Annotated in this window: 23 protein-coding genes; 16 read left to right on the forward strand and 7 right to left on the reverse strand. The window is 70.3% G+C overall.

Annotated features, from left to right (window positions below; genetic code table 11):
• Nucleotides 1-81 precede the first annotated feature (81 nt).
• The 3 genes from dnaJ to Vlu01_RS14360 all read left to right on the forward strand — a co-directional run bounded on the left by dnaJ (nucleotide 82) and on the right by Vlu01_RS14360 (nucleotide 2,137).
• On the forward strand, nucleotides 82-1,254 hold the full coding sequence (gene dnaJ / locus Vlu01_RS14350; RefSeq protein ID WP_203998970.1) for a molecular chaperone DnaJ: 1,173 nt from the start codon (nucleotides 82-84) through the stop codon (nucleotides 1,252-1,254).
• Nucleotides 1,255-1,282: 28 nt separating this feature from the next.
• Nucleotides 1,283-1,720, forward strand: a complete 438-nt coding sequence (locus Vlu01_RS14355; RefSeq protein ID WP_203998973.1) for a heat shock protein transcriptional repressor HspR — start codon at nucleotides 1,283-1,285, stop codon at nucleotides 1,718-1,720.
• Between the two features lie 180 nt (nucleotides 1,721-1,900).
• Nucleotides 1,901-2,137 (forward strand): hypothetical protein, encoded by a 237-nt coding sequence (locus Vlu01_RS14360; protein ID WP_203998975.1) that lies wholly within the window; start codon nucleotides 1,901-1,903, stop codon nucleotides 2,135-2,137.
• A gap of 56 nt (nucleotides 2,138-2,193) precedes the next feature.
• Here the strand turns inward: Vlu01_RS14360 and Vlu01_RS14365 are convergent, their stop codons facing one another.
• Nucleotides 2,194-2,622 (reverse strand): hypothetical protein, encoded by a 429-nt coding sequence (locus Vlu01_RS14365; protein ID WP_203998977.1) that lies wholly within the window; start codon nucleotides 2,620-2,622, stop codon nucleotides 2,194-2,196.
• Nucleotides 2,623-2,855: 233 nt separating this feature from the next.
• On the opposite strand from Vlu01_RS14365, the gene clpB reads away from it, so the two are divergent.
• From clpB to Vlu01_RS14410, 9 genes are all read left to right on the forward strand, one after another.
• Nucleotides 2,856-5,447 (forward strand): ATP-dependent chaperone ClpB, encoded by a 2,592-nt coding sequence (clpB, locus tag Vlu01_RS14370; RefSeq protein ID WP_203998980.1) that lies wholly within the window; start codon nucleotides 2,856-2,858, stop codon nucleotides 5,445-5,447.
• Between the two features lie 62 nt (nucleotides 5,448-5,509).
• The gene (locus Vlu01_RS14375) at nucleotides 5,510-5,896 is read left to right on the forward strand and encodes a hypothetical protein (RefSeq protein ID WP_203998983.1); all 387 of its coding nucleotides are present in this window, start codon (nucleotides 5,510-5,512) and stop codon (nucleotides 5,894-5,896) included.
• A 70-nt stretch (nucleotides 5,897-5,966) separates the two neighbouring features.
• Nucleotides 5,967-7,007, forward strand: coding sequence for a hypothetical protein (locus tag Vlu01_RS14380; protein WP_203998986.1), 1,041 nt, complete (start codon nucleotides 5,967-5,969; stop codon nucleotides 7,005-7,007).
• A gap of 73 nt (nucleotides 7,008-7,080) precedes the next feature.
• The gene (locus tag Vlu01_RS14385; RefSeq protein WP_203998989.1) at nucleotides 7,081-7,680 is read left to right on the forward strand and encodes a DUF4178 domain-containing protein; all 600 of its coding nucleotides are present in this window, start codon (nucleotides 7,081-7,083) and stop codon (nucleotides 7,678-7,680) included.
• Nucleotides 7,681-7,810: 130 nt separating this feature from the next.
• On the forward strand, nucleotides 7,811-8,605 hold the full coding sequence (locus Vlu01_RS14390; protein WP_203998992.1) for a hypothetical protein: 795 nt from the start codon (nucleotides 7,811-7,813) through the stop codon (nucleotides 8,603-8,605).
• 121 nt (nucleotides 8,606-8,726) lie between these two features.
• The gene (locus Vlu01_RS14395; protein WP_203998994.1) at nucleotides 8,727-9,392 is read left to right on the forward strand and encodes a hypothetical protein; all 666 of its coding nucleotides are present in this window, start codon (nucleotides 8,727-8,729) and stop codon (nucleotides 9,390-9,392) included.
• 45 nt (nucleotides 9,393-9,437) lie between these two features.
• Nucleotides 9,438-10,256: an SDR family NAD(P)-dependent oxidoreductase gene (locus Vlu01_RS14400; RefSeq protein WP_373307386.1), complete on the forward strand. Its 819-nt coding sequence runs from the start codon at nucleotides 9,438-9,440 to the stop codon at nucleotides 10,254-10,256.
• 167 nt (nucleotides 10,257-10,423) lie between these two features.
• Entirely contained in the window at nucleotides 10,424-10,954 is a 531-nt protein-coding gene (pyrE, locus tag Vlu01_RS14405; RefSeq protein WP_203998997.1) for an orotate phosphoribosyltransferase, read from the forward strand.
• A 57-nt stretch (nucleotides 10,955-11,011) separates the two neighbouring features.
• Nucleotides 11,012-11,389, forward strand: a complete 378-nt coding sequence (locus tag Vlu01_RS14410) for an ArsR/SmtB family transcription factor (RefSeq protein ID WP_203999000.1) — start codon at nucleotides 11,012-11,014, stop codon at nucleotides 11,387-11,389.
• Between the two features lie 51 nt (nucleotides 11,390-11,440).
• Here Vlu01_RS14410 and Vlu01_RS14415 read toward each other — a convergent pair whose 3' ends face one another.
• The 3 genes from Vlu01_RS14415 to Vlu01_RS14425 all read right to left on the reverse strand — a co-directional run bounded on the left by Vlu01_RS14415 (nucleotide 11,441) and on the right by Vlu01_RS14425 (nucleotide 14,615).
• On the reverse strand, nucleotides 11,441-12,376 hold the full coding sequence (locus Vlu01_RS14415; protein WP_203999003.1) for a DUF368 domain-containing protein: 936 nt from the start codon (nucleotides 12,374-12,376) through the stop codon (nucleotides 11,441-11,443).
• A gap of 320 nt (nucleotides 12,377-12,696) precedes the next feature.
• Complete coding sequence (locus Vlu01_RS14420) at nucleotides 12,697-14,280, reverse strand: LPXTG cell wall anchor domain-containing protein (protein ID WP_203999006.1); 1,584 nt, start codon at nucleotides 14,278-14,280, stop codon at nucleotides 12,697-12,699.
• 122 nt (nucleotides 14,281-14,402) lie between these two features.
• Nucleotides 14,403-14,615 (reverse strand): hypothetical protein, encoded by a 213-nt coding sequence (locus Vlu01_RS14425; RefSeq protein ID WP_203999428.1) that lies wholly within the window; start codon nucleotides 14,613-14,615, stop codon nucleotides 14,403-14,405.
• 166 nt (nucleotides 14,616-14,781) lie between these two features.
• Between Vlu01_RS14425 and Vlu01_RS14430 the strand changes: the two genes are divergently transcribed.
• Both Vlu01_RS14430 and fbaA read left to right on the forward strand, forming a co-directional pair.
• The gene (locus Vlu01_RS14430; protein ID WP_203999009.1) at nucleotides 14,782-15,165 is read left to right on the forward strand and encodes a phage holin family protein; all 384 of its coding nucleotides are present in this window, start codon (nucleotides 14,782-14,784) and stop codon (nucleotides 15,163-15,165) included.
• 157 nt (nucleotides 15,166-15,322) lie between these two features.
• A complete protein-coding gene (gene fbaA / locus Vlu01_RS14435; RefSeq protein ID WP_203999012.1) occupies nucleotides 15,323-16,348 on the forward strand; it encodes a class II fructose-bisphosphate aldolase in 1,026 nt (341 codons plus the stop codon).
• A 112-nt stretch (nucleotides 16,349-16,460) separates the two neighbouring features.
• On the opposite strand, the gene Vlu01_RS14440 is transcribed toward fbaA, so the two are convergent.
• Nucleotides 16,461-17,708: an LOG family protein gene (locus Vlu01_RS14440; protein ID WP_203999015.1), complete on the reverse strand. Its 1,248-nt coding sequence runs from the start codon at nucleotides 17,706-17,708 to the stop codon at nucleotides 16,461-16,463.
• A 245-nt stretch (nucleotides 17,709-17,953) separates the two neighbouring features.
• Here Vlu01_RS14440 and Vlu01_RS14445 point away from each other — a divergent pair, with 245 nt between their 5' ends.
• The gene (locus tag Vlu01_RS14445; RefSeq protein ID WP_203999018.1) at nucleotides 17,954-18,382 is read left to right on the forward strand and encodes a DUF3151 domain-containing protein; all 429 of its coding nucleotides are present in this window, start codon (nucleotides 17,954-17,956) and stop codon (nucleotides 18,380-18,382) included.
• Nucleotides 18,383-18,477: 95 nt separating this feature from the next.
• Here Vlu01_RS14445 and Vlu01_RS14450 read toward each other — a convergent pair whose 3' ends face one another.
• Together Vlu01_RS14450 and Vlu01_RS14455 are read right to left on the reverse strand one after the other, a co-directional pair.
• The gene (locus Vlu01_RS14450) at nucleotides 18,478-20,409 is read right to left on the reverse strand and encodes a MinD/ParA family ATP-binding protein (RefSeq protein WP_373307394.1); all 1,932 of its coding nucleotides are present in this window, start codon (nucleotides 20,407-20,409) and stop codon (nucleotides 18,478-18,480) included.
• A 123-nt stretch (nucleotides 20,410-20,532) separates the two neighbouring features.
• Nucleotides 20,533-21,528: a diacylglycerol kinase family protein gene (locus Vlu01_RS14455; protein WP_203999024.1), complete on the reverse strand. Its 996-nt coding sequence runs from the start codon at nucleotides 21,526-21,528 to the stop codon at nucleotides 20,533-20,535.
• Nucleotides 21,529-21,653: 125 nt separating this feature from the next.
• Between Vlu01_RS14455 and Vlu01_RS14460 the strand changes: the two genes are divergently transcribed.
• Nucleotides 21,654-22,943 carry an adenylosuccinate synthase gene (locus Vlu01_RS14460; protein WP_203999027.1) on the forward strand — a complete coding sequence of 430 codons (1,290 nt, stop codon included), beginning with the start codon at nucleotides 21,654-21,656 and terminating at the stop codon, nucleotides 22,941-22,943.
• Nucleotides 22,944-23,212 lie beyond the last annotated feature (269 nt).

The following is a 23,212-nucleotide window of genomic DNA, read 5'->3' on the forward strand; positions in this document are numbered from 1 at the left end:
CGACGGTGACCCGGCCGCCCCGCCCGCCGAGCACTGGCGGGCGGGGCGGACCGGGCACGGAGCTGGGGAGGAGGTGTACGGGTGAGTTCGAAGGACTGGATCGAGAAGGACTACTACGCGGTCCTGGGCGTGGCGAAGGCCGCCCCGGCTGACGAGATCAAGAAGGCGTACCGCAAGCTGGCCCGCGAGTCGCACCCGGACCACAATCCCGGCGACCCCAAGGCCGAGGAACGCTTCAAGGCGGTGTCCGAGGCGTACGCGGTGCTCGGCGACGATGCGAAGCGCCGCGAGTACGACGAGATGCGCTCGCTGTTCGGCTCGGGCGCGTTCCGGCGCGGTGCCCGCCAGGGGGGTCAGCCGGGCGGTGCGCCGTTCGACGTCTCCGACCTGTTCGGCGGCGCGCAGTCGGGTGGCGGCCGGTTCGCCGGCGGCAACATCTCCGACCTGTTCAGCTCGATCTTCTCCGGAGGCGGAAGCGGAGGCGCGCCGGGTCCGGCCCGGGGCCGCGACGTCGAGACCGAGGTGGCGCTCGACTTCAACGACGCGGTACGCGGCGTGACCCTGCCGCTGACGCTGCGGGCACCCGGTGTCTGCGACACCTGCCACGGCAACGGTGCCAAGCCGGGGACGCTGCCACGCACCTGCCCGGTCTGCCACGGCGCCGGGGTCACGAACCGGAACCAGGGTGCGTTCAGCTTCTCCGAGCCCTGTCGCAACTGTCAGGGCGTGGGCACGGTGGTGGACGAGAAGTGCCCGGAGTGCCGGGGCACCGGCGGGGTCACCAAGACCCGGACACTCAACGTCCGTTTTCCCGCCGGAGTGGCCGACGGCCAGCGGATCCGGCTGGCCGGCCGGGGCGAGCCGGGTGAGCGTGGCGGTCCGGCGGGCGACCTGTTCGTGCACGTGAAGGTCCGGCCGGACGAGATCTTCGGGCGTACTGGCGACGACCTCACCCTGACCGTGCCGATCACGTTCGCGGAGGCGGTTCTCGGCACCGATCTGCGAGTGCCGACGCTGGACGGCGCGGTGACCCTGCGGGTACCGCCGGGTACGCCGAGCGGCCGCGTACTGCGGGCCCGGGGCAAGGGCGTCAGCCGCCGGGACGGACAGACCGGTGACCTGCTGGTCACCCTCGACGTGGTGGTACCGGCGCAGGTCTCGGACGAGGCTCGGGCCGCCCTGGAGACGTTCGCCGAGCAGACCGCGCCGGCTGCCCGGGAACATCTCGACGCGCGGGTGCGTCGAGTCGGTTGATCGGTGAAGCGGTCCGGAGGTGAGCGGGATGGACGGGTTCGTCGGCTCGGATGACCCGGCATACGAGGCCAAGGTGCTGATGATCTCGGTGGCGGCGCGGATGGCGGGAATGCATCCACAGACGCTGCGTCAGTACGACCGGCTCGGCCTGGTGCAGGCCGGCCGGGCGGCCGGTGGCGGGCGGCGCTACAGCGTTCGGGACGTGGTGCTGCTGCGTGAGGTGCAGCGGCTCAGCCAGGACGACGGCGTCAACCTCGCCGGAATCAAGCGGATCATCGGGCTGGAGCGACTGCTGGAGCAGGCACAGCAGCGGGTCGCCGAGCTGGAGGCCGAGTTGGACGCCGCGTACCGCCGGATGGCGGAACTGGAGTCGCTGGCCCGCTTCCCCGGCCGTGACATCGTCCCCACCAACCAGACCTCGACCGCCCTGGTGGTCTGGCGTCCCCGACGCAGCCCTGGACGCTGACGCCCATAGGGCAAAAAAGGGGGTGTGGCTCCGGCAGGAGGAGCCACACCCCCTTTTCGTTCCTCCGCACGTCGCTGCTCGTTTTCGCAAAACCCGAGCGTTGGACGGGTTGTCTCGACTAACCTTCAGGAACCAGCTCCAAACCATCTCAATCCGGACTCCGATCTGGCGGGGGGAGCCATGACGGAATCGGCGAAGAGGGTGGCCGAGGAGACGGAGCAACGCTTCGACGACCTGGCTGAGAGCGTCCGACACCGGTTCGACCGGATCACCAAGGGACGGTTCTCCGACCAGATCCAGGCCGGCAGGTTCGACGGCCGGGGCGATCGGGTCGGCGCGGAGAGCGGTCGGGTCGGCCGTGGCGCTGGCCAGGTGCGCAGCGACCAGCACCGTCGAGAGCAGGGCGGGTCGCGCTGACGGTCCGCCGACGTGCGGGCCGGGAGCCACGGGGGGTCCCGGCCCGTTCGGCGCGCTCAGAGCCGGCGGTTCTCCCGCACCAGGCCGCCCTCGCACCACTCCCGGTACACGAACAGCTCCGGCCGGGTCAGCAGGACCCGGCTGTTGTGCGCCCAGGTGCGCATCAACTCGTCACCGTTGCGCTCGGCCTGGTCGACCAGCTTGCGGAAGCGACGCTTCGGGTGCGCCCGGAAGTTCGTCCGGATTCCGTCGGCGGCGTAGATGTAGAGACAGTGCAGCGCGAAGCGGCGGGCCGGACAATGAATGTCCATGGCAAGGTCGAACAGGGTCATCACCAACCGGTCACCGGAGACCAGTAGATCCCAATCGGGCGGCATCGACGACAACGGGACCGAATCGGGGTGATAAGCCCACGCTCGCAACTCCGCCGGGGTGGGGTCGACGGGGTTGGCGAAGCCGTGGAACGCTGACTCCTGCACGCTCACCGGCCAACCTTCCGCTTTCGCCCGCGGGGGCGTCCGCCCACCGCGAACCCTGGCTGCTGGCCCGACACGTTAACGCGGTACTGGTGAGTACCGGTAGACCCTGCGGGGAGCAATTCCGCATCTCTTGGTCAACGACAGGAATGAGTGGTGTAGATCACAACGGCTAGGTTGAGTGGAATAGACTCAACTCTGGTTCTGTCGGTACCAGTGGACACACCGATCCAGGGGAGCCCATGAACACCGAACGCCTCACCACCCGCAGCCGCGAGACCATCACCGGTGCCGTTGCTCTGGCGAACCAGCGCGGGCACGCGACCGTCGAACCCTGGCACCTGCTGTTGTCGCTGCTGGACACCGAGGGCTCGACCGCTGCCGGCCTGCTGCGCGCGGTCGGGGCCGACCCGACCGAGCTGCGCCGGACCACCCAGCGGGCCGTCGACGCGTTGCCCGCCGCGCGCGGCTCCAGCATCGCCGAGCCGACCCTGGCCCGCGAGTTCGTCAACGCCATCGGCGCCGCCGAACAGATCGCCCGCCCGCTGGGCGACGAGTACACCTCCACCGAGCACCTGCTCGCCGGGCTGGCCCGGGTCGGCGGTGCCGTGTCCGCCGCGCTCAAGGCCGCCGGTGCCACCGAGGAGAGCCTGGTGGCGGCCTTCCCGACGGTGCGCGGCGGGGACCGCCGGGTGACCAGCGCCGATCCGGAGCAGACCTACCAGGCCCTGAGCAAGTACGGCGTGGACCTGACCGCGAGCGCCCGGGACGGCAAGATCGATCCGGTGATCGGCCGGGACTCCGAGATCCGTCGGGTGATCCAGGTGCTGTCCCGGCGTACCAAGAACAACCCGGTGCTGATCGGTGAGCCGGGCGTCGGCAAGACCGCCATCGTCGAGGGCCTGGCTCAGCGGATCGTGGCCGGCGACGTGCCGGAGTCGCTGCGCGACAAGAAACTGGTCTCGCTCGACCTCGGCGCGATGGTCGCCGGTGCGTCGTACCGGGGGCAGTTCGAGGAGCGGTTGAAGTCGGTCCTGGAGGAGATCAAGAACTCCGACGGAAAGGTCATCACCTTCCTCGACGAGTTGCACACCGTGGTGGGCGCCGGCAAGGGCGAGGGCTCGATGGACGCCGGAAACATGCTCAAGCCGATGCTGGCCCGGGGCGAGCTGCGCATGGTGGGTGCCACCACGCTGGACGAGTACCGCGAGCACATCGAGAAGGACCCGGCTCTGGAGCGCCGCTTCCAGCCGGTGCTGGTCGGTGAGCCCACCGTGGAGGACACCATCGGCATCCTGCGGGGGCTCAAGGAGCGCTACGAGGTGCACCACGGCGTACGCATCACCGATGCCGCCCTGGTCGCCGCCGCCGCTCTCTCCGACCGTTACATCACCGACCGTTTCCTGCCGGACAAGGCGATCGACCTGGTGGACGAGTCCGCCTCACGGCTGCGGATGGAGATCGACTCCCGCCCGGTCGAGGTGGATGAGATCGAGCGGGCGGTGCGCCGGCTGGAGATCGAGGAGATGGCGCTGGCCAAGGAGCCGGACGCCGCGTCCGCCGAGCGCCTGGAGCGACTGCGCAAGGAACTGGCCGACAAGCGGGAACAGCTCACCGCCCTCTCCGAGCGGTGGCAACTGGAGAAGAGTCACATCACCAAGCTCTCCACCGCCAAGGAGGAACTGGAGCGCCTCGGCGGCGAGGCCGAGCGGGCCGAGCGCGACGGCGAGTTGGAACGCGCCGCCGAGCTGCGGTACGGCCGCATCCCCGCCCTCAAGGCCGAGCTGGCCACCGCCGAGGAGGAACTGGCCCGGCTCCAGTCCGCCGGAGCGATGCTGAAGGAGGAGGTCGGTGCGGACGACATCGCCGCCGTGGTCGCCTCCTGGACCGGCATTCCGGCCGGCCGGCTGCTGGAGGGTGAGACCGCCAAGCTGCTGCGGATGGAGGAGTCGCTGCGCGACCGCGTGATCGGCCAGACCGAGGCGGTCGGGGCGGTCTCCGACGCCGTCCGTCGGGCGCGCGCCGGAGTCGCCGACCCGGACCGCCCGACCGGCAGCTTCCTCTTCCTCGGTCCGACCGGTGTCGGCAAGACCGAGCTGGCCAAGGCGCTCGCCGAGTTCCTCTTCGACGACGAGCGGGCGATGGTCCGCATCGACATGAGCGAGTACGGCGAGAAGCACTCCGTGGCTCGCCTGGTCGGTGCTCCGCCCGGCTACGTGGGCTACGAGGAAGGCGGCCAGCTCACCGAGGCGGTGCGCCGCCGGCCCTACTCGGTGATCCTGCTGGACGAGGTGGAGAAGGCGCACCCGGACGTCTTCGACATCCTGCTTCAGGTGCTCGACGACGGTCGGCTCACCGACGGCCAGGGGCGTACGGTCGACTTCCGCAACGCCATCCTCATCCTCACGTCGAACCTCGGCTCGGCCGTGATCAGCGATCTGACGTTGGCGGAGGAGCAGCGCCGCGAGGGCGTCCTGGCGATGGTCCGGTCGCACTTCAAGCCGGAGTTCCTCAACCGGCTCGACGACATCGTGGTCTTCGCCGCCCTGCTCGGTGACGACCTGCGGGCCATCGTGGACATCCAACTGGCGCGGCTGCGTCAGCGCCTCGCAGACCGTCGGTTGGCCCTGGACGTCACCGACGACGCCCGGAAGTGGCTCGCCGAGCACGGGTACGACCCGATCTACGGTGCTCGTCCGCTGCGCCGCCTGGTCCAGTCGGCGATCGGCGACCAACTCGCCAGGGCCCTGCTCGCCGGCGAGGTCCGCGACGGCGACACGGTTCGGGTCGACCTTCGGGACAGCAAGGACGGCCTGTCGGTCACGTCCAGTTGATCCCGTCCCCGCAGGCCCGCCTCCGACGAGCGGAGGCGGGCCTGCGGGGCGAGGATGGAGACATGTTCGGGATGCGGCGCAAGAAGGAAAAGGAACCGGAGCTGGCGACGGCCGTCGCGGATCTTGGTCGCGCCAACACGCTGGCGTTCGGCGGGGTCGGAATCGCGGGCAGGGTGCTGCCCGAGACCGAGGCGTACCAACGCGTCGCGGCGGCCGTGACCGACCACCCGGCGGAGGTACGCGACCTGCTCGACCGACTGCTCACCACCGGCGGCCCCGCGGGCCGCGTGTACGCCGCCACCCTGCTGGAACGGCTGGATCCGGCGGCCGGCCGAGCGGCCTGGACGACGTTGCGCGCGGATCCGGCGGAGTTGAACACCTTCACCGGCTGCGTGATGGGACGCACCACCGTCGGGGAGTACGCCGCAGAGCGGCTCGCCGCAGCGTGATCTGATCGACGGGTCGGGTCCGTTCGAACGGCATTGCCGACGCTTGCCGTCGGGCCGTACCGTCCCGGGTATGACCGCGACCGCCGAATCGTCGGCAGCCGTGCCACCGCCCCGTCCGCCTCGTCCCGGCACCGTCACCGTGGCCTTCTGGCTGCAACTCGCCACCGTGCTGATCCTGCTCGGCCTGATTGCCCTGGTGGTGGTCGAGGCGGTCCAGTGGAACGCCGCGATCGACCGCGCCGTGCAGCGGGTGCCCGGCGCCGACCCCGAAGAGGTACGCGCGGAACGCTGGGGCAGCGTCGTGATGGCGGTCGTGTTCGGTGTGCCCGCCCTGCTGTTGGCGCTCTGGCTGGGCCTGACCGCGCCCCGGGTACGCGCGGGCAGCAACACCGCCCGGACGATGGTCTTCGTGGCCGGTGGCGTGCAACTGCTGCTCTGCGTCGTCCAGGGCTGTCTCGGCGCGTTCCTGATCCCGTTCGGTCTGATGTTCGCGATGACCGATGGGCCGTACATCGACGAGACGTACCCGGAAGAGGTGCCGCCGCCGGTCGACGACTACTGGCAGGAGTCGGACTTCAGCGAGGCGCTCTACGGCCAGACGAGCCCGTTCGACGTCTTCCTTCCGCTGGCCGGCCTCGGCGTGCTGCTGGTGTTCCTGCTCACGGTGGCGGTGGTGCTGCTGCTGGCGCTGCCACCGGCCCACCGCTGGTTCGTGCCCCGCGCCGAGCCGGCAGCGGCCTGGCCGCGCGGCGGAGGAGACATCCCGAACGCACACCTGGTCGGCTACCCCATGCCCATGGGCTATCCCGCCTATCCCGCGCCGCCCGGTCACCTACCGCACCCCGGATATCCGCCGCCGGGTCACCCGCTGCCCGGTTACGGGGTGCCCGGTGCGGGGTATGCGGTGGGCGGGTATCCCGGGTATGTCGCACCCGGTGCCATGGGCAGTCCGGATCCGGCCGGGTATCCCCCGCACCAGGCGGCCTCGCCGGTCGCCGAGGAGACACCACCGGCACCGGCTGCTCCACCCGCGTCCGACGGACCGGCCGCCCCCGACGGTGGCGCACCGGGCGGTGCCGCCTCCGGTGGCTCGGATCAGCCGGATCGGTAGCCGGTTGGCGAGCGGCGTGACCTGCCCGGATCATGGTCGACGTCTCCGCTGAACTGTCTCGGGAGGTGACCGGGTGGACGGCACATCGGCGTACCTGGCCGCCGCCAGCCTGGTCGGGTTGGTCGTAGTCGTGCTCGCGCTGCGCTGGTGGCACAACCGGTCACGGGCGCCGGTGGCTCCGCGGCAGCGCCGAAGCGGTGGACAGCGACGCGATCCGCGCCGCATCGAGGTCGGCGACATCGTCGAGATCGGTGACGCCGCGTATGCCGTGCGGGGTTCGATCCGTCTGGTGGAAGGTGAGTGGAGGTGGGCCGAGCACCTCCTCGACGACCTGGACGAGCACGGTGGCCGGCGTCGACTCTCGGTGGCGGAGAGCCCCGGATTCGAACTGGTGTTGTGGGAAACGGCACCACGCGATGCCACCGTCACGCCGGGTGCACCGGTGGTCGAGTTCGGCGACCGGCGCTACAGCTGGCACGAGTCCGGTCAGGCTCGGTACACCGCTTCCGAGGTCGCCGGGCTGGCACCGAGCGGCACCATGCGCTATCACGACTACCGGGCCCCGGGCGGGGCGCGGCTCACCTTCGAGGCGTACGGCGAGGCGGGCTGGGAGATGGCCCGGGGGGAGCGGCTCGACAGTGACGAGGTGACCGTCCACCCGCAGAGCTCCTGAGCAGGACAACCGCCCGTCCGATCGATCCCGGCCGGCCAGGTGGCTGGTGACGTGCCCACCACTCGGCGTCGCAGCGTGCCGGATTGGTCCGTTGCCGATACGGTGAAGCGCGTTCCAGGAAGGGAGAAAGATGGTTGATCCTCAAAACACCCCGACCCGGTCGCGGCCGGGCGTGGTGACGATATCCACCTACCTGCTGCTGCTGTTCGCGATCTGTCAGCTGATCAGCGTGATCATCTCGCTGGCCACCATCGGCACCGTCCGCGAGGTGATGGAGGAGGCGTACCGGGACTCCACCGTCGAGGGGGCGCAGAACATCGCCGACATCACGGTCGTGATCGGCGTTGGCACCGCGATTTTCCTGCTGGTGGTGGCATTCGCGCTGTTCGCCCTTGGTCTGCTGAACCTGCGCGGCAAGAACGGCTCCCGGATCGCCACCTGGATCGTCGGTGGCATCCTGTTCTGCTGCACCGGGCTGAATCTGCTCAGCGGGTTCGCCGGCAATCTCGGTACGCCCGGCGAGACCAGCGGCGACATGCCCAGTGGCGAGGAGATCCAGCGTCGGCTGGAGGACGCCCTGCCGAGCTGGACCACGCCGGTCAGCATCCTGCTCGGGGTGATCAGCCTGATCTCGCTGCTGGTGGCGCTGATCCTGCTGGCGCTGCCGAAGGCCAACGAATTCTTCCGCAAGCCGACCCAGCAGTGGGAGCCGCCGACGCCCGGCGGTGCGTACCCGAGCCAGCCCGGCTACCCGCCGGCCCCCGGCTACCCGGGTGCCCCACAGCAGCCGGCCGAGCCCGGCTATCCGGGCACCGGGGGTCAGCCTCCGGCCGGTGACCAGGGCAGTCAGCCGGGTGGGCAGACCCCGCCTGCCGACGGCCCGGACCAGCCCGGTACGCAGCCGCCCACCGATCGTCCCGGCTGACCCTCGGTCGCGCGGGTGCCGATGTGCTGACCGGCCTGCCGATTTCGACACCCGCATCAGCACGACCGCGACGGGTCCCTCCGAGTAGGTTGCTTTCCGACGCCTACCGGAGGGACCCGTCGTGTCGTATCCCGAACAGGCACCGGCCCGCCGGCCGGCTGCGGTCATGCTGGCTGTGGCGACACTGGCGGTGATGGCACTCGGCGCGCTCGTGTTCGCGATGATCGGGCTCGCGTCCATCGACGGCACGGTGGACCGGTTCCGCTCGACGGCCGGCGCCGAGGCCGATCCCGGTCAGGTCGACGCGGTGGTGGGGCTGCTGCGGGCCTCGGTCGTGGTGTCGGCGGTGCTGAGTATTTTCGCCGGTCTGCTTCTCGTCGTGCTGACGCTGGGACTGGCCGCCCGCCTGCCTGCGGCACGGGTGGCGACCTGGGTGGTCGCCGGGCTGGGTGTGTTCTGCGGGTGTGGTGGGCTGGTCACGCTGATCGTGCAGCGCGCAGTGCCTCTGGAATTCCGCGACAACCTGGGGACCGCCGAGTTGCTCGCCCTGGTGTCGGATGCCCACCCGGCCTGGTGGATTCCGCTCACCGCCGCCCTTTCGATCGCCCAGGTGCTCGGTTACCTTGTGGTAGCCGTGCTGCTGGCGCTGCCGGCGGCCAACGCCTGGTTCCGGCGACGGCCGGCACCCCAGCGTCCGGCCTCCCCGCACCAGCCGTCCACCCCACCGTTCGGACATCCGTCGGCGGCACCTCCCTACCAGCCGCCGACACCGCCGTACCAGCAGTGACCGCCGCCCGGGGCGTCGATGTCGCCCCCTGTACCCGCCGAGGTGATGACGCCCGTGACGCCCGACCGGACCAGCAGTGATCGATGGGCGTTGATCACCGGAGCGACGGCGGGTATCGGGGCGGCGTTCGCCACCCGGCTGGCCGCCGACGGATGGCACCTGGTGCTGGTCGCCCGCGACGCGACCCGGCTGGCGGCGCAAGCCGCCGAGTTGACCGGCCGGCACGGCGTGGAGACCGAGACCATCACCGCCGATCTGTCCACCGACGACGGTTGCGTCACGGTCGAACGACGGCTGACCGACGGCCCGCCCGTCGAGCTTCTGGTCAACAATGCCGGCATCAGCCTGAACAAGCCGTTCCTCCGGTCGTCGGTTCAGGACGAGACTCGACTGCTGCGGCTGAACGTGCACGCGGTGCTGCGGCTGACCCTCGCCGCGCTGGCCAGGATGACCGAGCGGCGCAGCGGGGCAGTGATTAATGTCTCTTCGGTTGCCGGTTTCGGCGCGGTCATGCCCGGCTCGACGTACTCGGCCAGCAAGGCGTGGGTCACCAACTTCAGCGAGTCCGTCGGGCAGTCCGCCCGCCCTTTCGGCGTACGCGTGCTGGCGCTCTGCCCGGGCTACACCCGTACCGAATTCCACCAACGCGCCGGCATCGACATGTCGAAAACCCCCGAATGGATGTGGCTCGACGCGACCAATGTGGTCGATGAAGCCCTGCGTGACCTGCGCAAAGGCAAGTTGGTCAGCGTCCCGTCGTGGAAATACAAGCTGGCCGTGGTCGGGTTGCGACACGCACCGCGTCGGCTGCTCGACCTGGTCTCCCGGGACACCCGCGGGCGGATCGGTCGCGACCGTCGCTGACCGACGGTTCAGCGGCCGGCGGCCTGCCGGCGACGGTGACGTCACTCGATCCGTCGGAATGATCGACGTAGCGTAACCGGACATCGCCACTCATCGGTCCCCCGAAGGGGTTGACCAGCGTGGCCCGCACACGCGGCACACAGACTTGCGCAGTACCCTCTATCGCCATGGGGGACCACGACGACCTGCGCAAATTCATCTCCGACCTGGCTGTGGTCCATGGCCGGGTGGTGCTCTCCTCAGGGCGGGAGGCCGACTGGTATGTAGATCTGCGTCGCGTCACGCTGCATCACCGGGCGGCACCGTTGGTGGGACGGGTGCTGCGGGAGTTGACCGTCGACTGGTCGTACGACGCGGTGGGTGGCCTGACCCTGGGGGCCGACCCGATCGCCGTCGCGATGATGCACGCCGCCGGGCGTCCGTTGGACGCGTTCGTGGTTCGTAAGGCGGGCAAGGCGCACGGGCTGCAACGCCGGATCGAAGGGCCCGACGTGGCCGGGCGTCGGGTGCTCGCGGTGGAGGACACCTCCACCACCGGGGAAAGCGTGTTGACCGCGGTCGAGGCCCTTCGCGAGGCGGGAGCCGAGGTTGTGGGGGTGGCGGTTATCGTTGATCGTGGTGCCGGCGACGCGGTGCGAGCCGCCGGATTGCCCTATCGGGCGGCCTATACGTTGGCTGACCTCGGCCTTGTGGCGTAAAAGTCTGCCTATTCGGATCTGCTGATATGCAGGCAGATCGATGCTGCTGGTGGAAGGATGGAATGCGTGGGAACTGCGTTGGCCGAAATGACTATGCCTCAGATCTCGCCGCTTGCCGGCGAGCCGATCGAACGCGCCGACGCCGAGCGGCTGGCGGGGGTCCTCAAGGCCCTCGCCGATCCCGCTCGGCTGCGGCTGCTCAGCCTGATCCAGTCGGCACCCGAGGGCGAAGCGTGCGTGTGTGACCTCACCGCGCCGCTCGGCCTCTCCCAGCCGACGGTCAGTCACCACCTCCGAATCCTCACCGAGGCCGGCTTGCTGGAGCGGGAAAAGCGCGGGGTGTGGGCCTACTACCGGTTGGTCCCGAGCGCGATCGCCACGATCGCCGACCTGCTGACCCCGCCGCGTAAGCGGGCCACCAAGAAGGCTCGCTGAACCAGAACCGCTTGGTGGCCGCCCACCAGGGCAGCCACCAAGCGGTGGGTGTCAGCGGACGTGCGTCGTCTCGTACGTCTCCTCGGTGAGGTCCCGGGCGGCCCGGCGCAGCCGGCGACGCTCGGCGATGACCATTGCCGTGACCACGGCGGCACCCACCAGGGCCAGGGCCACGATGGACAGCACGTGGTCGCCCGGTGCGTGCAGGTCACGGTCCTCGGACTGCCACGGCCACAGCGCGCGCAGGCTGCCCAGGATCACGCCGGTCATCACCGCCAGCGTCATCCGGCGGTGATGCTCAAGCAGCCACTGAAGCAGCTTGACGAAGAGGGACAGGCCGATGATCATGCCTGCCGCGAAGACGGCCAGGTAGCCGAGGTCGCGGTTGTTGACGGCGCTGATGGTGGGCTCGTACAGGCCGACGGTCAGCAGCAGGAACGACCCCGAGATGCCGGGCAGGACCAGGGCGCAGACCGCGACCGCCGCCGCTACCAGTACGACCACCGGGTGTGGCTCGATGGTGGCGTGCGGCAAGCCGGTCAGCAGGAACGCCGCCACCCCGGCGGCGACGAGTGCCCCTACCTCCAGCGCTCGCCACGGCCTGCCGATCATCGAGATCGGCACCAGCACCGAGGCGAGGACCAGTCCGAAAAAGAGCCCCCTGGTCTGCTCCGGATAATCGGCCAGCAGCGGTTCGAGTAGCTTCGCCGCGATCAGCAGGCCGGGCAGCATGCCGATCAGCAGCGGGATCACCACCTCCCAGTGCACCTGCCGTAGCTGGTGACCCGCCCGCGTCCAGCCGCGCCCACGCGGAAGGTCGGAGACCGCGTACCGCACGGTGTTGACCAGATGCCCGGCGGACGCGATGAGCCGCTCGTAGACGCCGGTCACCAGCGCGATCGTCCCGCCGCTGATCCCGGGCACGGCCTCGGCCACGCCGATGGCCGTGCCGCGTAGGACATGGCCTACTCGTTCGCCCAATGCCATGAAGAATTCCGTTCCGTTGATTGCTGCGATCACTGCCCCGCGTGGCCACCGCCACGGCCACGGCCACCCACGCTACCGGTGCCGCCGCCGACCGCCTTGGCCACGCAAAGCCGCCAACCAACCGCCCCAAGCCGTAGACCAACCCTGACCGCCCCACGCCCAATCCTTCGCCGATCATGCAGTTGTGGCACCAAACAAACCGGAACATTGTTCTCACTCCGGGCGCCATTACTGCATGATCGGCGAAAGAGGTGCTGCGGCGGCGGGGGGAACAGCGGTGCCCCGCCGAGGGGTCGGCGGGGCACCGGGTGTGGGTGGGGCTATGCGGTGAAGCGGGTACGGCGGCGGCGGGCCAGCAGGAAGCCGGCTGCACCGGCGGCGAGCAGTACGCCGCCGACGCCCGCGATCAGGGCGGTGTTGGCACCGGTGATCGGCAGTTCACCGCCGTCACCGTCGCTACCGCCATCGCCGCCCTGGCCGCCGCTCGGGTTGACGACGAGCTTGGCGATGTCGTTGGCGGGCTTCAGGTCGGCATAGAAGCCGCCGTCGCACTGGCAGGGGACGTTGACCTTGACGTCGCCGGTGGAGTCCGGAACGACCTTGTCGATCCGGAGCCCGAACGTCATGGTCTCCTCGTCACCGGCCTTGATGAACCAGCTGGGGTAGCAGCGGTACGTGCGCCCGTTCGGCTCCCCCGGCTCGCCCCACTCGTTCTCGCCGCGCACCGGGGAGCAGTTGTCGGGGACCCGTACCGCGCTGGTGCCGTTCGGAATCTCGATCTCGAGGTTGGTGACCGACGACCCCGAGCGGCCGTTGTCCAACGTGGCCGGACCGTTGTTGCGGAAGCCGACGACCGCGTCGACCTCGTCGCCCTGCGCACCGGAGACCTCGTCACCGACAGCTTCCAGGTCGGTGCTGTTCTTCCCGGTGATCGTCACCGCCAGGTGCGACCAGTTGTTGTCCGGTTGGGTGTCCGCCTGGAAGCTCCGCGCGGCAATGCCCGGGCCGGCCTCGTCCAGCAGCAGCTTGCCGCCGGTGCCCGGCTTGCCGAGGGTGGCGCCGCGGCTCTTCACGTACGCCGTGTAGTCCTCGAATTCGGCCGGAGTCATCCAGAGGATCTCGCCGTGGTCGTAGCCCGGAGCGAACGCGTCCTTGGCGATCCGGTAGGCGAGAGTGGTGACATAGCTGGTACGCGGCTCCAGCGGCCGGTCGAAGTGGCAGGCGCGTAGGAAGGTGCCCTCGTAGGTGCAGTTGGAGTACTGCTTGGCGGGCTGGATCCCGTAGTCGTTGTAGAAGACGGCGACGGCACCCTTGGCGACCGTCTCTCCGGGGTTGCCGACCTTCAGCGGCACGGTGAACGCCGAGCCCGGCTTGCCGGAGCGCTCCGTCGGCGGGCCGGCGGCCAGATCGACGCCCTCACCGATCCGCACCCGCGCCTCGTGGGCGACGGGGGTGTAGCCGGTGGCGCTGAGGCTCACCTTGACGGTGCCCTCGTCGCCGTCCTTCGCGCCCTTGGTCGGCGCGATGACCACCGAGTAGCGACCGCCGAAACCGCCCTCGTACAGCTCGACCTCGAACGGATCCGTGCAGACCAGAACATTCGGTTCGGGCGTCGAGCAGTAGCTGGAGTCGCTTTCCGACGTCACGGTGGCCCTGCCGGCGAGGCTGGTGAAGTCGTAGCGCACGGTGAGGTCGTGCACCACCACCGTGGACGAGGCGAACAGGATCGGGCTGTCGATCTTTCCAGCTGATCCGGCGGCGATGGTGGTGTCGCCGAAGTAGACACCCAGCGAAACCTGGGACTCCTCGGCGGATGCGGGGGTGGCAGGGGCGGCGACGGCGGCGACGAGTGCGCCAGCCACCCCCAACCCGGCCAGTCGACGCCGAGTGCAGTGGGTGAGCATGAAGGGGTCCTCCCGTGAGGGTGCGGGTGAAGCCCCCGGATGTTAAGGAATCTCTAAGGTCCTCGCTGTCCGTGTCGACCATCGCGGATGAAGTCCGGCCGAAAGGTTGATCGATCGGTGCGTCAGCGGTAGTCGTCCTCGTCGGCGCCGACCACGCGGGCCTGCTCCATGGCGTCCCAGTCGTTGACCTCCAAGCCGCGGTGCGGCTCGACCTCGACCTGGCTCGGGTCGGCCACGGCGGCCTGCTCGACGGCGTCGGCCGGCTCGGCCTCCAGATCACGCTCCTCCGGGCTGAGGTGATCGCCGGGGGCGAAGTCCTCGTCGGGCTGGCCCATTCGATGCCTCCGGGTGTCGGCGTGCGGGTACCCACCCACCGTACGGGGTGTGCCGGCGTAGTGCTGGGAACCGGCCGGCCACGCGGCCGCCGAGGGTACGCCGTCGCCCTGACCGAGTCGGCCGAATCGACCCACCGACGACTGCCACCGGTGCCAGGATGGTGCCGTGGGCTTCCTCATCCGACTTGCGGTGACCGCCGTCGCACTGTGGATCACCACGTTGATCGTGCCCGGGGTCGAGGTGACTGGACGCAGCCGTTACGACACGGTGTTCACCCTGCTCGTCGTGGCGTTGATCTTCGGTCTGGTCAACGCGGTGCTCAAGCCGGTCATCAAGGTCGTGGGTTGTGTCTTCTACCTGCTGACTCTCGGCCTGTTCGCGCTCGTGGTCAACGCCCTGCTGTTCCTGCTGACCAACTGGATCGCCGGGGCGATCGATCTGCCCTTCGACGTGGACGGCTTCTGGGCGGCCTTCTGGGGAGCCATCGTGATGGCGGTGGTCACCTGGGTGATCAGCGTGGTGGTGCCGGATCCAGCGGACCGGCGGTGAGCCGGCCCGGTTGTGCCCGTCCGGCTCCGCTACGGGATACTGCCCGCGGAGGACAGCGCGGTCCGGCGCATCAAGGTAGAACAGGCGGCCGCCCGGCCGGGCCCCTGCGGAGAACAGCGGCCGTACGGCCGACAGCGGCAAGTAAGGAGCGTTCGACATGCCCATCGCTTCCCCCGAGGCTTACGCCGAGATGCTGGATCGCGCCAAGGCGGGCCGGTACGCGTACCCGGCAATCAACGTGACGTCCTCGCAGACGTTGAACGCGGCGCTCAAGGGCTTCGCCGACGCGGAGAGCGACGGCATCATCCAGGTCTCCACCGGTGGCGCCGAGTACCTCTCGGGCCCCTCGGTCAAGGACATGGTCACCGGCGCGGTGGCGTTCGCCGCGTACGCCCACGAGGTGGCCAAGAAGTACCCGGTGAACATCGCCCTGCACACCGACCACTGCCCGAAGGACAAGCTGGACAAGTTCGTCCGACCGCTGATGGCCATCTCGCAGGAGCGGGTCAAGAACGGCCAGGAGCCGCTGTTCCAGTCGCACATGTGGGACGGCTCGGCCGTACCGGTGGCGGAGAACCTGGAGATCGCGGCCCAGCTGCTCGACGAGGCCGCCAAGGGCAAGATTGTCCTGGAGATCGAGGTCGGCGTCGTCGGCGGCGAGGAGGACGGCGTCGAGAACGCCATCAACGACAAGCTCTACACCACCGTCGAGGACGGTCTGGCCATGGTCGAGGCGCTCGGCCTGGGCGAGAAGGGCCGCTACATGGCGGCGCTGACCTTCGGCAACGTGCACGGTGTCTACAAGCCGGGCAACGTCAAGCTCCGCCCCGAGATCCTGAACAACATCCAGGAGGCGGTCGGCGCCAAGTACGGCAAGGAGAAGCCGCTCAGCCTGGTCTTCCACGGTGGCTCCGGCTCGCTGCTGTCGGAGATCCGCGAGGCGCTCGACTACGGCGTGGTGAAGATGAACATCGACACCGACACGCAGTACGCCTTCACCCGTCCGGCGGCGGATCACATGCTCCGCAACTACGACGGCGTGCTCAAGGTCGACGGCGAGGTCGGCAACAAGAAGATGTACGACCCGCGGGTGTGGGGCAAGGCCGCCGAGGCCGGCATGGCCACCCGCGTGGCGGAGGCCTGCGAGCACCTGCGCTCGACCGGCACCACGATGACCAAGTGACGTACTGACGTCGCCCGGACGGGCGGCCAGCTCGACTTGGGCCGGCCGCCCGTCGCGTTTTTGTTAACAGGGGGCCCTTCCTATACCCCAGGCGTTAACAAGGTGCCCTTCCTTACGCCGTCAGCAGGCGGACGGCCTCGTGGACGTCGTCGGTCAGGTGCACGGTGTCGGAGAGGTCACCGGAGGGGGAGGTGGCCAGCAGTGGACGCAGCAGCGACTCCACCGGCAACTCCGTCGTCCAGTACGCGCGGTCCAGGAAGACGTACGCGCCGCTGACCCCGTCGGTGCCGTAGTAGGTCTTGGTGGCCGCCTGGAACACCTCCTGCACGGTTCCTGCCCGGCCGGGGGCGAAGACGATGCCGCCCCGGGCCAGCCGCAGGATGGTGTCCTCCCGGATCGCGTTGGAGAAGTACTTGGCGATCCGGCCCGCGAACAGGTTGGCCGGCTCGTGGCCGTACAGCCAGGTCGGCACGGCGAGGCCGCCGCAGCCGGCCCAGTCCAGGTCGCCGGTGGTGAGCGCGGCCGAGTCCGCGCGATAGGCGGTCACCGGTTCGGTGCCGTTGACCGGCGGCGAGACCGACCGCCCGTAGAGTTCCCGCACCCGCAGCGCGGCAGCCGTGTAGCGGTCGTGGTCGGTGTAGTCCGGCGCGGTGGCGAGCAGGTCGATGGCCGCGGTGAGGTCCTCGACCGGCCGGGTCGACAGGTAGGCACCCAGGTTGGCGGCCTCCATCACCCCTGGCCCGCCGCCGGTGACCACCAGGCGGTGCGCCCGCGCCAGTTCCCAACCGAGCACTGCGGCCGTCCGGTACGGCTCACTGCCCCGCCGGACCGCGTGCCCACCCATTACCCCGACCACCGACTGCGGTCCGTGGGTGGAGAGCCAGGCTCGGGTGGCGTCGGCGAGCGCGTTGTCCACGCCGTGGTCGTGCAGCCGCTGGCAGAGTGCCTCCCGTACGTCCGGCATGGCCCCGCCGTGGGCCCGGAAGTGCGCGTAGATCCGGCTGTCGTACATTGCCGCGAAACCGCCCTCGGTGAAGCCGGCGGCGAGGTCCTCCGGGGTGTAGAGGTGGGACGGCTGGGTTGGGTACGGCAGCCGGGAGAACGGCGGCACCACGTTGGCACCCCGACGGACCAGGTCGGCTCCGACCTGCCGGGAGGCGAAGCGGCACCCGACGAAGAGCGTCCCGGCCACGTCGATCTCGGTGAGGTCGGGCACCGGTGCCAGATCCAGTCGGAGTCCCTGCACGGTGAGCCCGACCAGGCTGCCGGTGGCCAACCGCCGGTCGAACTCCGCCCGGGTCTGGATCTCGTCGGTCCAGATGTGCGGCTCGATGACGTCTGCGGGGGGTGGAGTCGGCATCGGATCATCCTGCCGGTCCGGCGCAAATGCCGTGGACGGCCCCCGGGCGACATCGGCACGGGAGCCCGGCGGCCTGGCCGGGCTCCCGTGATCCCGGTTCCTGGGGAGGCGCCGGTCCCCTAGTTGTAGTGGATACCGCCGGACGGCGGCATGGGCCACAGGCGTGACCGACCTCTCGGCCGTTCAGCCGACCGGCTCACCGGCCCCCCTCGCGGGCCGCCGTGCGAAGCGGGTTGAATGGGACGATGCAGAACCTCCTACCTGAGCCGCCCGCCACGCTCCTGCCCGCGCACGTCGAGGCCGACTCCGCCCTGGCCGCAGCCAAGCAGGCCGGCAGCGACGAGGCGTTCGCCGAGGTGGCGGCCCAGTACCCGACGCACAGTGCGGCGTGGGCGGCGCTCGCCGCCCGGGCGTTCGCGCAGGGCCAGGTGGTGCCGGCGTACGCGTTTGCCCGCACCGGCTACCACCGAGGTCTGGACCAGCTGCGGCGCAGCGGATGGAAGGGACATGGGCCGGTGCCGTGGTCACACGAGCCGAACCGGGGCTTCCTGCGCTGCCTCTACGTGCTGTCCCGAGCGGCGGACGCGATCGGCGAGGCGGACGAGGCGGCCCGTTGCGCACAGTTCCTGCGCGACTGCGATCCGGCCGCAGCCGACGCGCTGGCCAGCAACTGACGTCTTGCCGACCTGTCGACGCGCCGCCCTGACCGGTCGGGTACGCCCTGACCGGTCGGGTACGCCCGGGTCGGCGGTGCGTCGACGCGTCGGCGCTACAGGCCCTCGGCCACCGAGGCCGCGATCTTGAGCCAGGCGTCCCGGGTGGCCGCCGAGAGGTGCGCGTACCGGAGTGGCTCGCCGGTGTCGATGAGGCGTTCGTACGGGGCCAGCAGCACCGCGCGGGTACGCGCGGCGAAGTGCTCCTGGATCGCGGGCAGGTCGATCTCCTTGCGGGACGGCGGCATGGAGACCACCGTGACCGCCTGCCGGACCAGTCGATGCCGCCCGCTCTGTTCCAGGTGGTCGAGCATCCGGGCGGCTGTCTCGGCCGAGTCGTTACGGGCAGACATGGTGACCACCAGTTGGTCGGTGGCGTCCATGGCGGCCTGCCAGTTCTGCGCCCGGACGTTGTTCCCGGTGTCCACGAAGATCAACTTGTAGAACCGGCTGACCACCTCGCGGATCTCGCCGAAGGCGCTGGCGGTGAGCATCTCGCCGCCGGTGGCCGACTCGTCGGAGGCGAGCACGTCGAACATCCCCTCGCCCTGCGAGCGGACGTACTGCGACAGGTCGCCGACCCGCCCCTGGGCACCGTGGAACTGGCCGAGATCCCGGAGCAGGTCCCGCACCGTACGGGAATGGAAGTCCTGTTGGGCGCGCATGCCGAGGGTGCCCTGGGTCTCGTTGTTGTCCCAGGCCAACACATATCCGCCGCGATTCTGACCGAAGGTCATCGCGAGCAGCAGGATGGCGACGGTCTTGCCGGCGCCGCCCTTCGGATTGACCACGGTCACCTGCCGCAGCCCACCGAAGTTGCGGCGCACCATTTCGATGTCCCGCTTGCGTTCCAACTCCTGCCGCCCTGGCGGGAGCTTCACCAGGCCCGTCTTGTTCACCACGGCACGGAGTCCGGTCGTCGCGACCGGGTCGGCCGGGCGCACCTGCCGGCGGCGGGCGAAGTCCTCGGCCGTGGGCGCGGCACCTGCCTCCGGTGTCCAGGCCGGCTCCGCGTACGCCGACGGCACCCGCGACGCGGTGTTGGTCACCGGGTGGGGCTGCGGGGGTGTCGGCGGCACTGCCGGCACCGGACCCTGTTGCCAGGGTGCGGCGTTCCAGGCTGGCTGTGGTGGGAACGGACCGGGGGGCGCTCCCGGGTGCGGCGGCGCGACGGGCGCGGGAATCTGCTCAGGATGAGGCGGTGTGGCGGTCCCGGCGTCCGCCGGTAGCGGACCGAGGGGCGGGGAGACGGGAGACATGCCGCCGTCGGATGGCACGGGCGGCAGAGGAGTACCGGGTTGCGGCACCGGAGCGCTGCCGTGCTGGGGCGTCGGCGGCGCGGCGAAAGGGTACGGGCCGGGTTGCTGGGGCGGCAACGGTTGCGGAATCGGTGGTAGCGGCTGCGCCGGCCCGGCCCAGGTGGGGCGGGCGGTGCCGGTCACGGTCTCGGCGGGCGCGGCCGGGTCGGAGCCGGAACGCTGCGGCGGATGGGCCCACGGCGATTCTGTCTGCGGTCGGGTCACCGGTGCCGCGCCCCTGTCGGCATCGGTGTCGGCGGCCGTCTCCACATCGTCGGCCGGGTCCTGCGACGCCGTGTCGGTCGACCCAGCGTCGCGAGTGGGCGCGACGGTGGTGGGCCGGTCCAGGGTGAAAGGCAGGTCCAGGTCGACCTGAGCGGGCCCGGGCTGTGGTCCCGGCTCCCAGCCGGTGGCGGTCGGCGTGTCGCTGGTCAACGACGGATAGTCCGCGGACGAGGGCGGCGCGCCGGGCGCGTGTGTCGGCCGTCCGGGTGGGGGCGGCGGCCCTGGTGTGGTGGGCGGATAGGTCGGCCCTGGGTACTGCGGCGGATCGGTCGGCTGCCCGGGCAACGGATGCGCCGACGGAGGTGGCACGGTCGGTGGCACCGGTGGCGGAGCATCCCACGCAGGCGCGCCGAAGCTGTCGATCTGCTCCGGCGGCCAGAGTGGTTCGATGTCCCGTTCCGGCATCCCCTGCTGGCCGGGCACGTGCACCCGGTCGGCGTTGTCGTCCACCACGGTGTCCTCCCCATTCCTCCTGACGAGGATAGGCCCAGCGGCCGACCCGGACCTCCGGTGCGCCGGCCGGGCAGGTCAGGCCGTCCAGACCGCCCAAGCGCCCGGCTCGGTCCACCAGGACCGCTTGCGGGTCAGCTGCCCCGCCACGCCGTCGTCCAGGTACGGCAGCGCCGCCTCGTCGCGCGGCAGCACCGACGCGGCCCGGCCCCGGGCCCGCCGGACTTCCAGGCGTACTCGGCGTCGCCCCCACCGCGACCGGGTGACCACCGGTACGGCCACCGCCACCTCGACCAGCCCGTCGGTCGGGTCGGGTCCGGCGAGCAACGCCACGTCGTCGAGTCGGGCGTACCCGCCCGCGTTGCCGATCGCGCAGGCGAGCAGCGGTTCGTCGCCGTTCGACAGCACGGTGTCGTCCACTTCCACCCGGCCACGCCAGGGCAGCGGGGTGTTGTCCTCGCCGGCAGCGCCGAGCAGTGCGCCGTCCAACGTCACCGAGCCGCCGTCGTGGCGCAGCAGGTCGAGCCGGCGTGCCGTGCCGTCCAGCACCGCGGCGGCCACCGCCGCCGGATCGCGGGGCAGCCCGAGCTGGGCGGCGAGGTCACGGTGCGTCGTGCTGTGGGCTGGATCGAGCGGCAGTACGCCGACCGGTGGCAGGTCCGGCACGGTCCGGTTGCCGGCCAGGTCGGTCGGGCGGCGACTGGGCGATGGCGCGTACCGCCGGACCATGCGACGTAGCACGGCGCGCAACTGTGCGTCACCGGCCACGGCGACCACGAGTCGGGTTTTCGCATCGGCGTCCGGCCAGGTGAGCCCGTCCGGCCGCGGCGGCCCGTCCAGCCGGCTCAGCACCTCGTCGATCTCCGCGTCCGAACGGGCGGTGACCGTCTCGACCCGGGCACCCCGGGCGGTGAGCACATCGGCGCAGGTCAGTACCGGTACGCGCGGCGTCTCGCAGCGTTCCTCGCGAGCCTTGGCCGGGTCGGTGCCACCACAGCAGGCTCCGCCACTGCCACACCCGGCTCCCGGAGCGTCCCGCTCGGAGCCGAGGGTGAGCAGCACCACGTCGTACACGGGTAGCTCCTCCTGCTGTTCCCGACGCGACCCCTGCCGGTCGTGCCGTCACTACTTGTTAGCCTGACACCCCGGGCTCGCTGACCGGTCGCCATCTGGCACCCGAGCCTTCTGGAGGCGAGAAGATGCCAGCGATCGTGCTCCTCGGCGCTCAGTGGGGCGATGAGGGCAAGGGCAAGGTTACCGACCTGCTGGGTGAGCGGGTCGACTACGTGGTCCGCTACTCGGGCGGCAACAACGCCGGCCACACGGTGATCACCCCGGACGGACAGAAGTACGCGCTGCACCTGATGCCGTCGGGTGCCCTCTCCCCGAACGCCGTGATCGTCATCGGTAACGGTGTGGTGGTCGATCCGAAGGTGCTGCTCAGCGAGATCGACGGCCTGGCCGAGCGGGGCGTCGACGTCTCCCGGCTGCGGATCTCCGGCGACGCGCACCTGATCATGCCGCACCACCGGGCGCTGGACCGGGTCGTCGAGCGGTACCTCGGCAGCTCGCGGATCGGCACCACCGGCCGGGGTATCGGTCCCGCGTACGGCGACAAGGTCGCCCGGATGGGCATCCGGGTCCAGGACCTGCTGGACCCGGGCATCCTGCGCAAGAAGCTGGAACTCGCGTTGCGCGAGAAGAACCAGGTGCTGTTCAAGGTCTACAACCGCAAGGCGATCGACGTCGACGCCACCATCGAGGAGTACCTGGCGTACGCGGAGCGGCTGCGGCCGTACATCGCGGAGACCCGGGCGATGCTCTGGGACGCTCTGGACCGTGGCGACACGGTGCTGCTGGAGGGTGCCCAGGCCACCATGCTCGACATGGACCACGGCACCTACCCCTTCGTCACCTCGTCGAATCCGACGGCCGGTGGGGCGTGCGTGGGCGCCGGCATCCCGCCGACCGCGATCACGAAGGTGATCGCGGTGAGCAAGGCGTACACCACGCGGGTCGGTTCCGGTCCGTTCCCGACCGAGCTGTTCGACGACAACGGTCAGCACCTACGCAAGATCGGCCACGAGTACGGCACCACCACCGGCCGGGAACGCCGGTGCGGCTGGTTCGACGCGGTCGTGGCCCGGTACGCCTGCCGCCTCAACGGCGTCACCGACCTGGTGATCACCAAGCTGGACGTGCTCACCGGGCTGCCCACCGTGCCGATCTGCGTCGGCTACGAGATCAACGGCAAGCGGGTCGACGACATGCCGATGACCCAGACCGACTTCCACCACGCCGTTCCGATCTACGAGGAGCACGCCGGCTGGTGGGAGGACATCACCAAGGCCCGGACCGACGACGACCTGCCGGAGAACGCCCGCCGCTACATCGCCCGCATCGAGGAACTCACCGGCACCCGCGTCAGCGTGGTCGGTGTAGGCCCCGGCCGCGAAGAAAACGTAACCCGCCACCCCCTCCTCCCCTAAACCCCACCCACCCCACCCCACCCCACCCCACCCCACCCCACCCCCACCCCCACCCGTCGCTCAGCGTTGATCATGAGGTTATTGCCCGCGACACGCCGTGGGGCCGACAACAACCTCATGATCAACGCGTGAGGGTGGGGGAGTTTTCCACAGGGGGAGGCGGGTTTTCCACAGGGGGCTTAATCGGTCTTGGGAGCCTGGGACAGTCATCCGGGTGGATGCGTTGACGGTGGCTCGGCAGGTGGCGGCCCTGCAGGATTCAGTGATCA

It is taken from the genome of Micromonospora lutea, from assembly GCF_016863535.1.
Lineage (GTDB): Bacteria > Actinomycetota > Actinomycetes > Mycobacteriales > Micromonosporaceae > Micromonospora > Micromonospora lutea.

What these genes read in the sequence shown, in the direction of transcription:
- Vlu01_RS14445 (WP_203999018.1), top strand. Translation starts at nt 17,954, where the DNA reads ATGCAGAACCTCCTACCTGAGCCGCCCGCCACGCTCCTGCCCGCGCAC.
- Vlu01_RS14425 (WP_203999428.1), bottom strand. Translation starts at nt 14,615, where the DNA reads ATGGGCCAGCCCGACGAGGACTTCGCCCCCGGCGATCACCTCAGCCCG.
- Vlu01_RS14420 (WP_203999006.1), bottom strand. Translation starts at nt 14,280, where the DNA reads ATGCTCACCCACTGCACTCGGCGTCGACTGGCCGGGTTGGGGGTGGCT.
- Vlu01_RS14390 (WP_203998992.1), top strand. Translation starts at nt 7,811, where the DNA reads ATGGTTGATCCTCAAAACACCCCGACCCGGTCGCGGCCGGGCGTGGTG.
- Vlu01_RS14410 (WP_203999000.1), top strand. Translation starts at nt 11,012, where the DNA reads ATGGAATGCGTGGGAACTGCGTTGGCCGAAATGACTATGCCTCAGATC.
- Vlu01_RS14380 (WP_203998986.1), top strand. Translation starts at nt 5,967, where the DNA reads ATGACCGCGACCGCCGAATCGTCGGCAGCCGTGCCACCGCCCCGTCCG.
- Vlu01_RS14355 (WP_203998973.1), top strand. Translation starts at nt 1,283, where the DNA reads ATGGACGGGTTCGTCGGCTCGGATGACCCGGCATACGAGGCCAAGGTG.
- Vlu01_RS14460 (WP_203999027.1), top strand. Translation starts at nt 21,654, where the DNA reads ATGCCAGCGATCGTGCTCCTCGGCGCTCAGTGGGGCGATGAGGGCAAG.
- Vlu01_RS14400 (WP_373307386.1), top strand. Translation starts at nt 9,438, where the DNA reads ATGACGCCCGTGACGCCCGACCGGACCAGCAGTGATCGATGGGCGTTG.
- Vlu01_RS14375 (WP_203998983.1), top strand. Translation starts at nt 5,510, where the DNA reads ATGTTCGGGATGCGGCGCAAGAAGGAAAAGGAACCGGAGCTGGCGACG.
- fbaA (WP_203999012.1), top strand. Translation starts at nt 15,323, where the DNA reads ATGCCCATCGCTTCCCCCGAGGCTTACGCCGAGATGCTGGATCGCGCC.
- Vlu01_RS14450 (WP_373307394.1), bottom strand. Translation starts at nt 20,409, where the DNA reads ATGCCGGAACGGGACATCGAACCACTCTGGCCGCCGGAGCAGATCGAC.
- clpB (WP_203998980.1), top strand. Translation starts at nt 2,856, where the DNA reads ATGAACACCGAACGCCTCACCACCCGCAGCCGCGAGACCATCACCGGT.
- Vlu01_RS14360 (WP_203998975.1), top strand. Translation starts at nt 1,901, where the DNA reads ATGACGGAATCGGCGAAGAGGGTGGCCGAGGAGACGGAGCAACGCTTC.
- Vlu01_RS14440 (WP_203999015.1), bottom strand. Translation starts at nt 17,708, where the DNA reads ATGCCGACTCCACCCCCCGCAGACGTCATCGAGCCGCACATCTGGACC.
- Vlu01_RS14415 (WP_203999003.1), bottom strand. Translation starts at nt 12,376, where the DNA reads ATGGCATTGGGCGAACGAGTAGGCCATGTCCTACGCGGCACGGCCATC.
- pyrE (WP_203998997.1), top strand. Translation starts at nt 10,424, where the DNA reads ATGGGGGACCACGACGACCTGCGCAAATTCATCTCCGACCTGGCTGTG.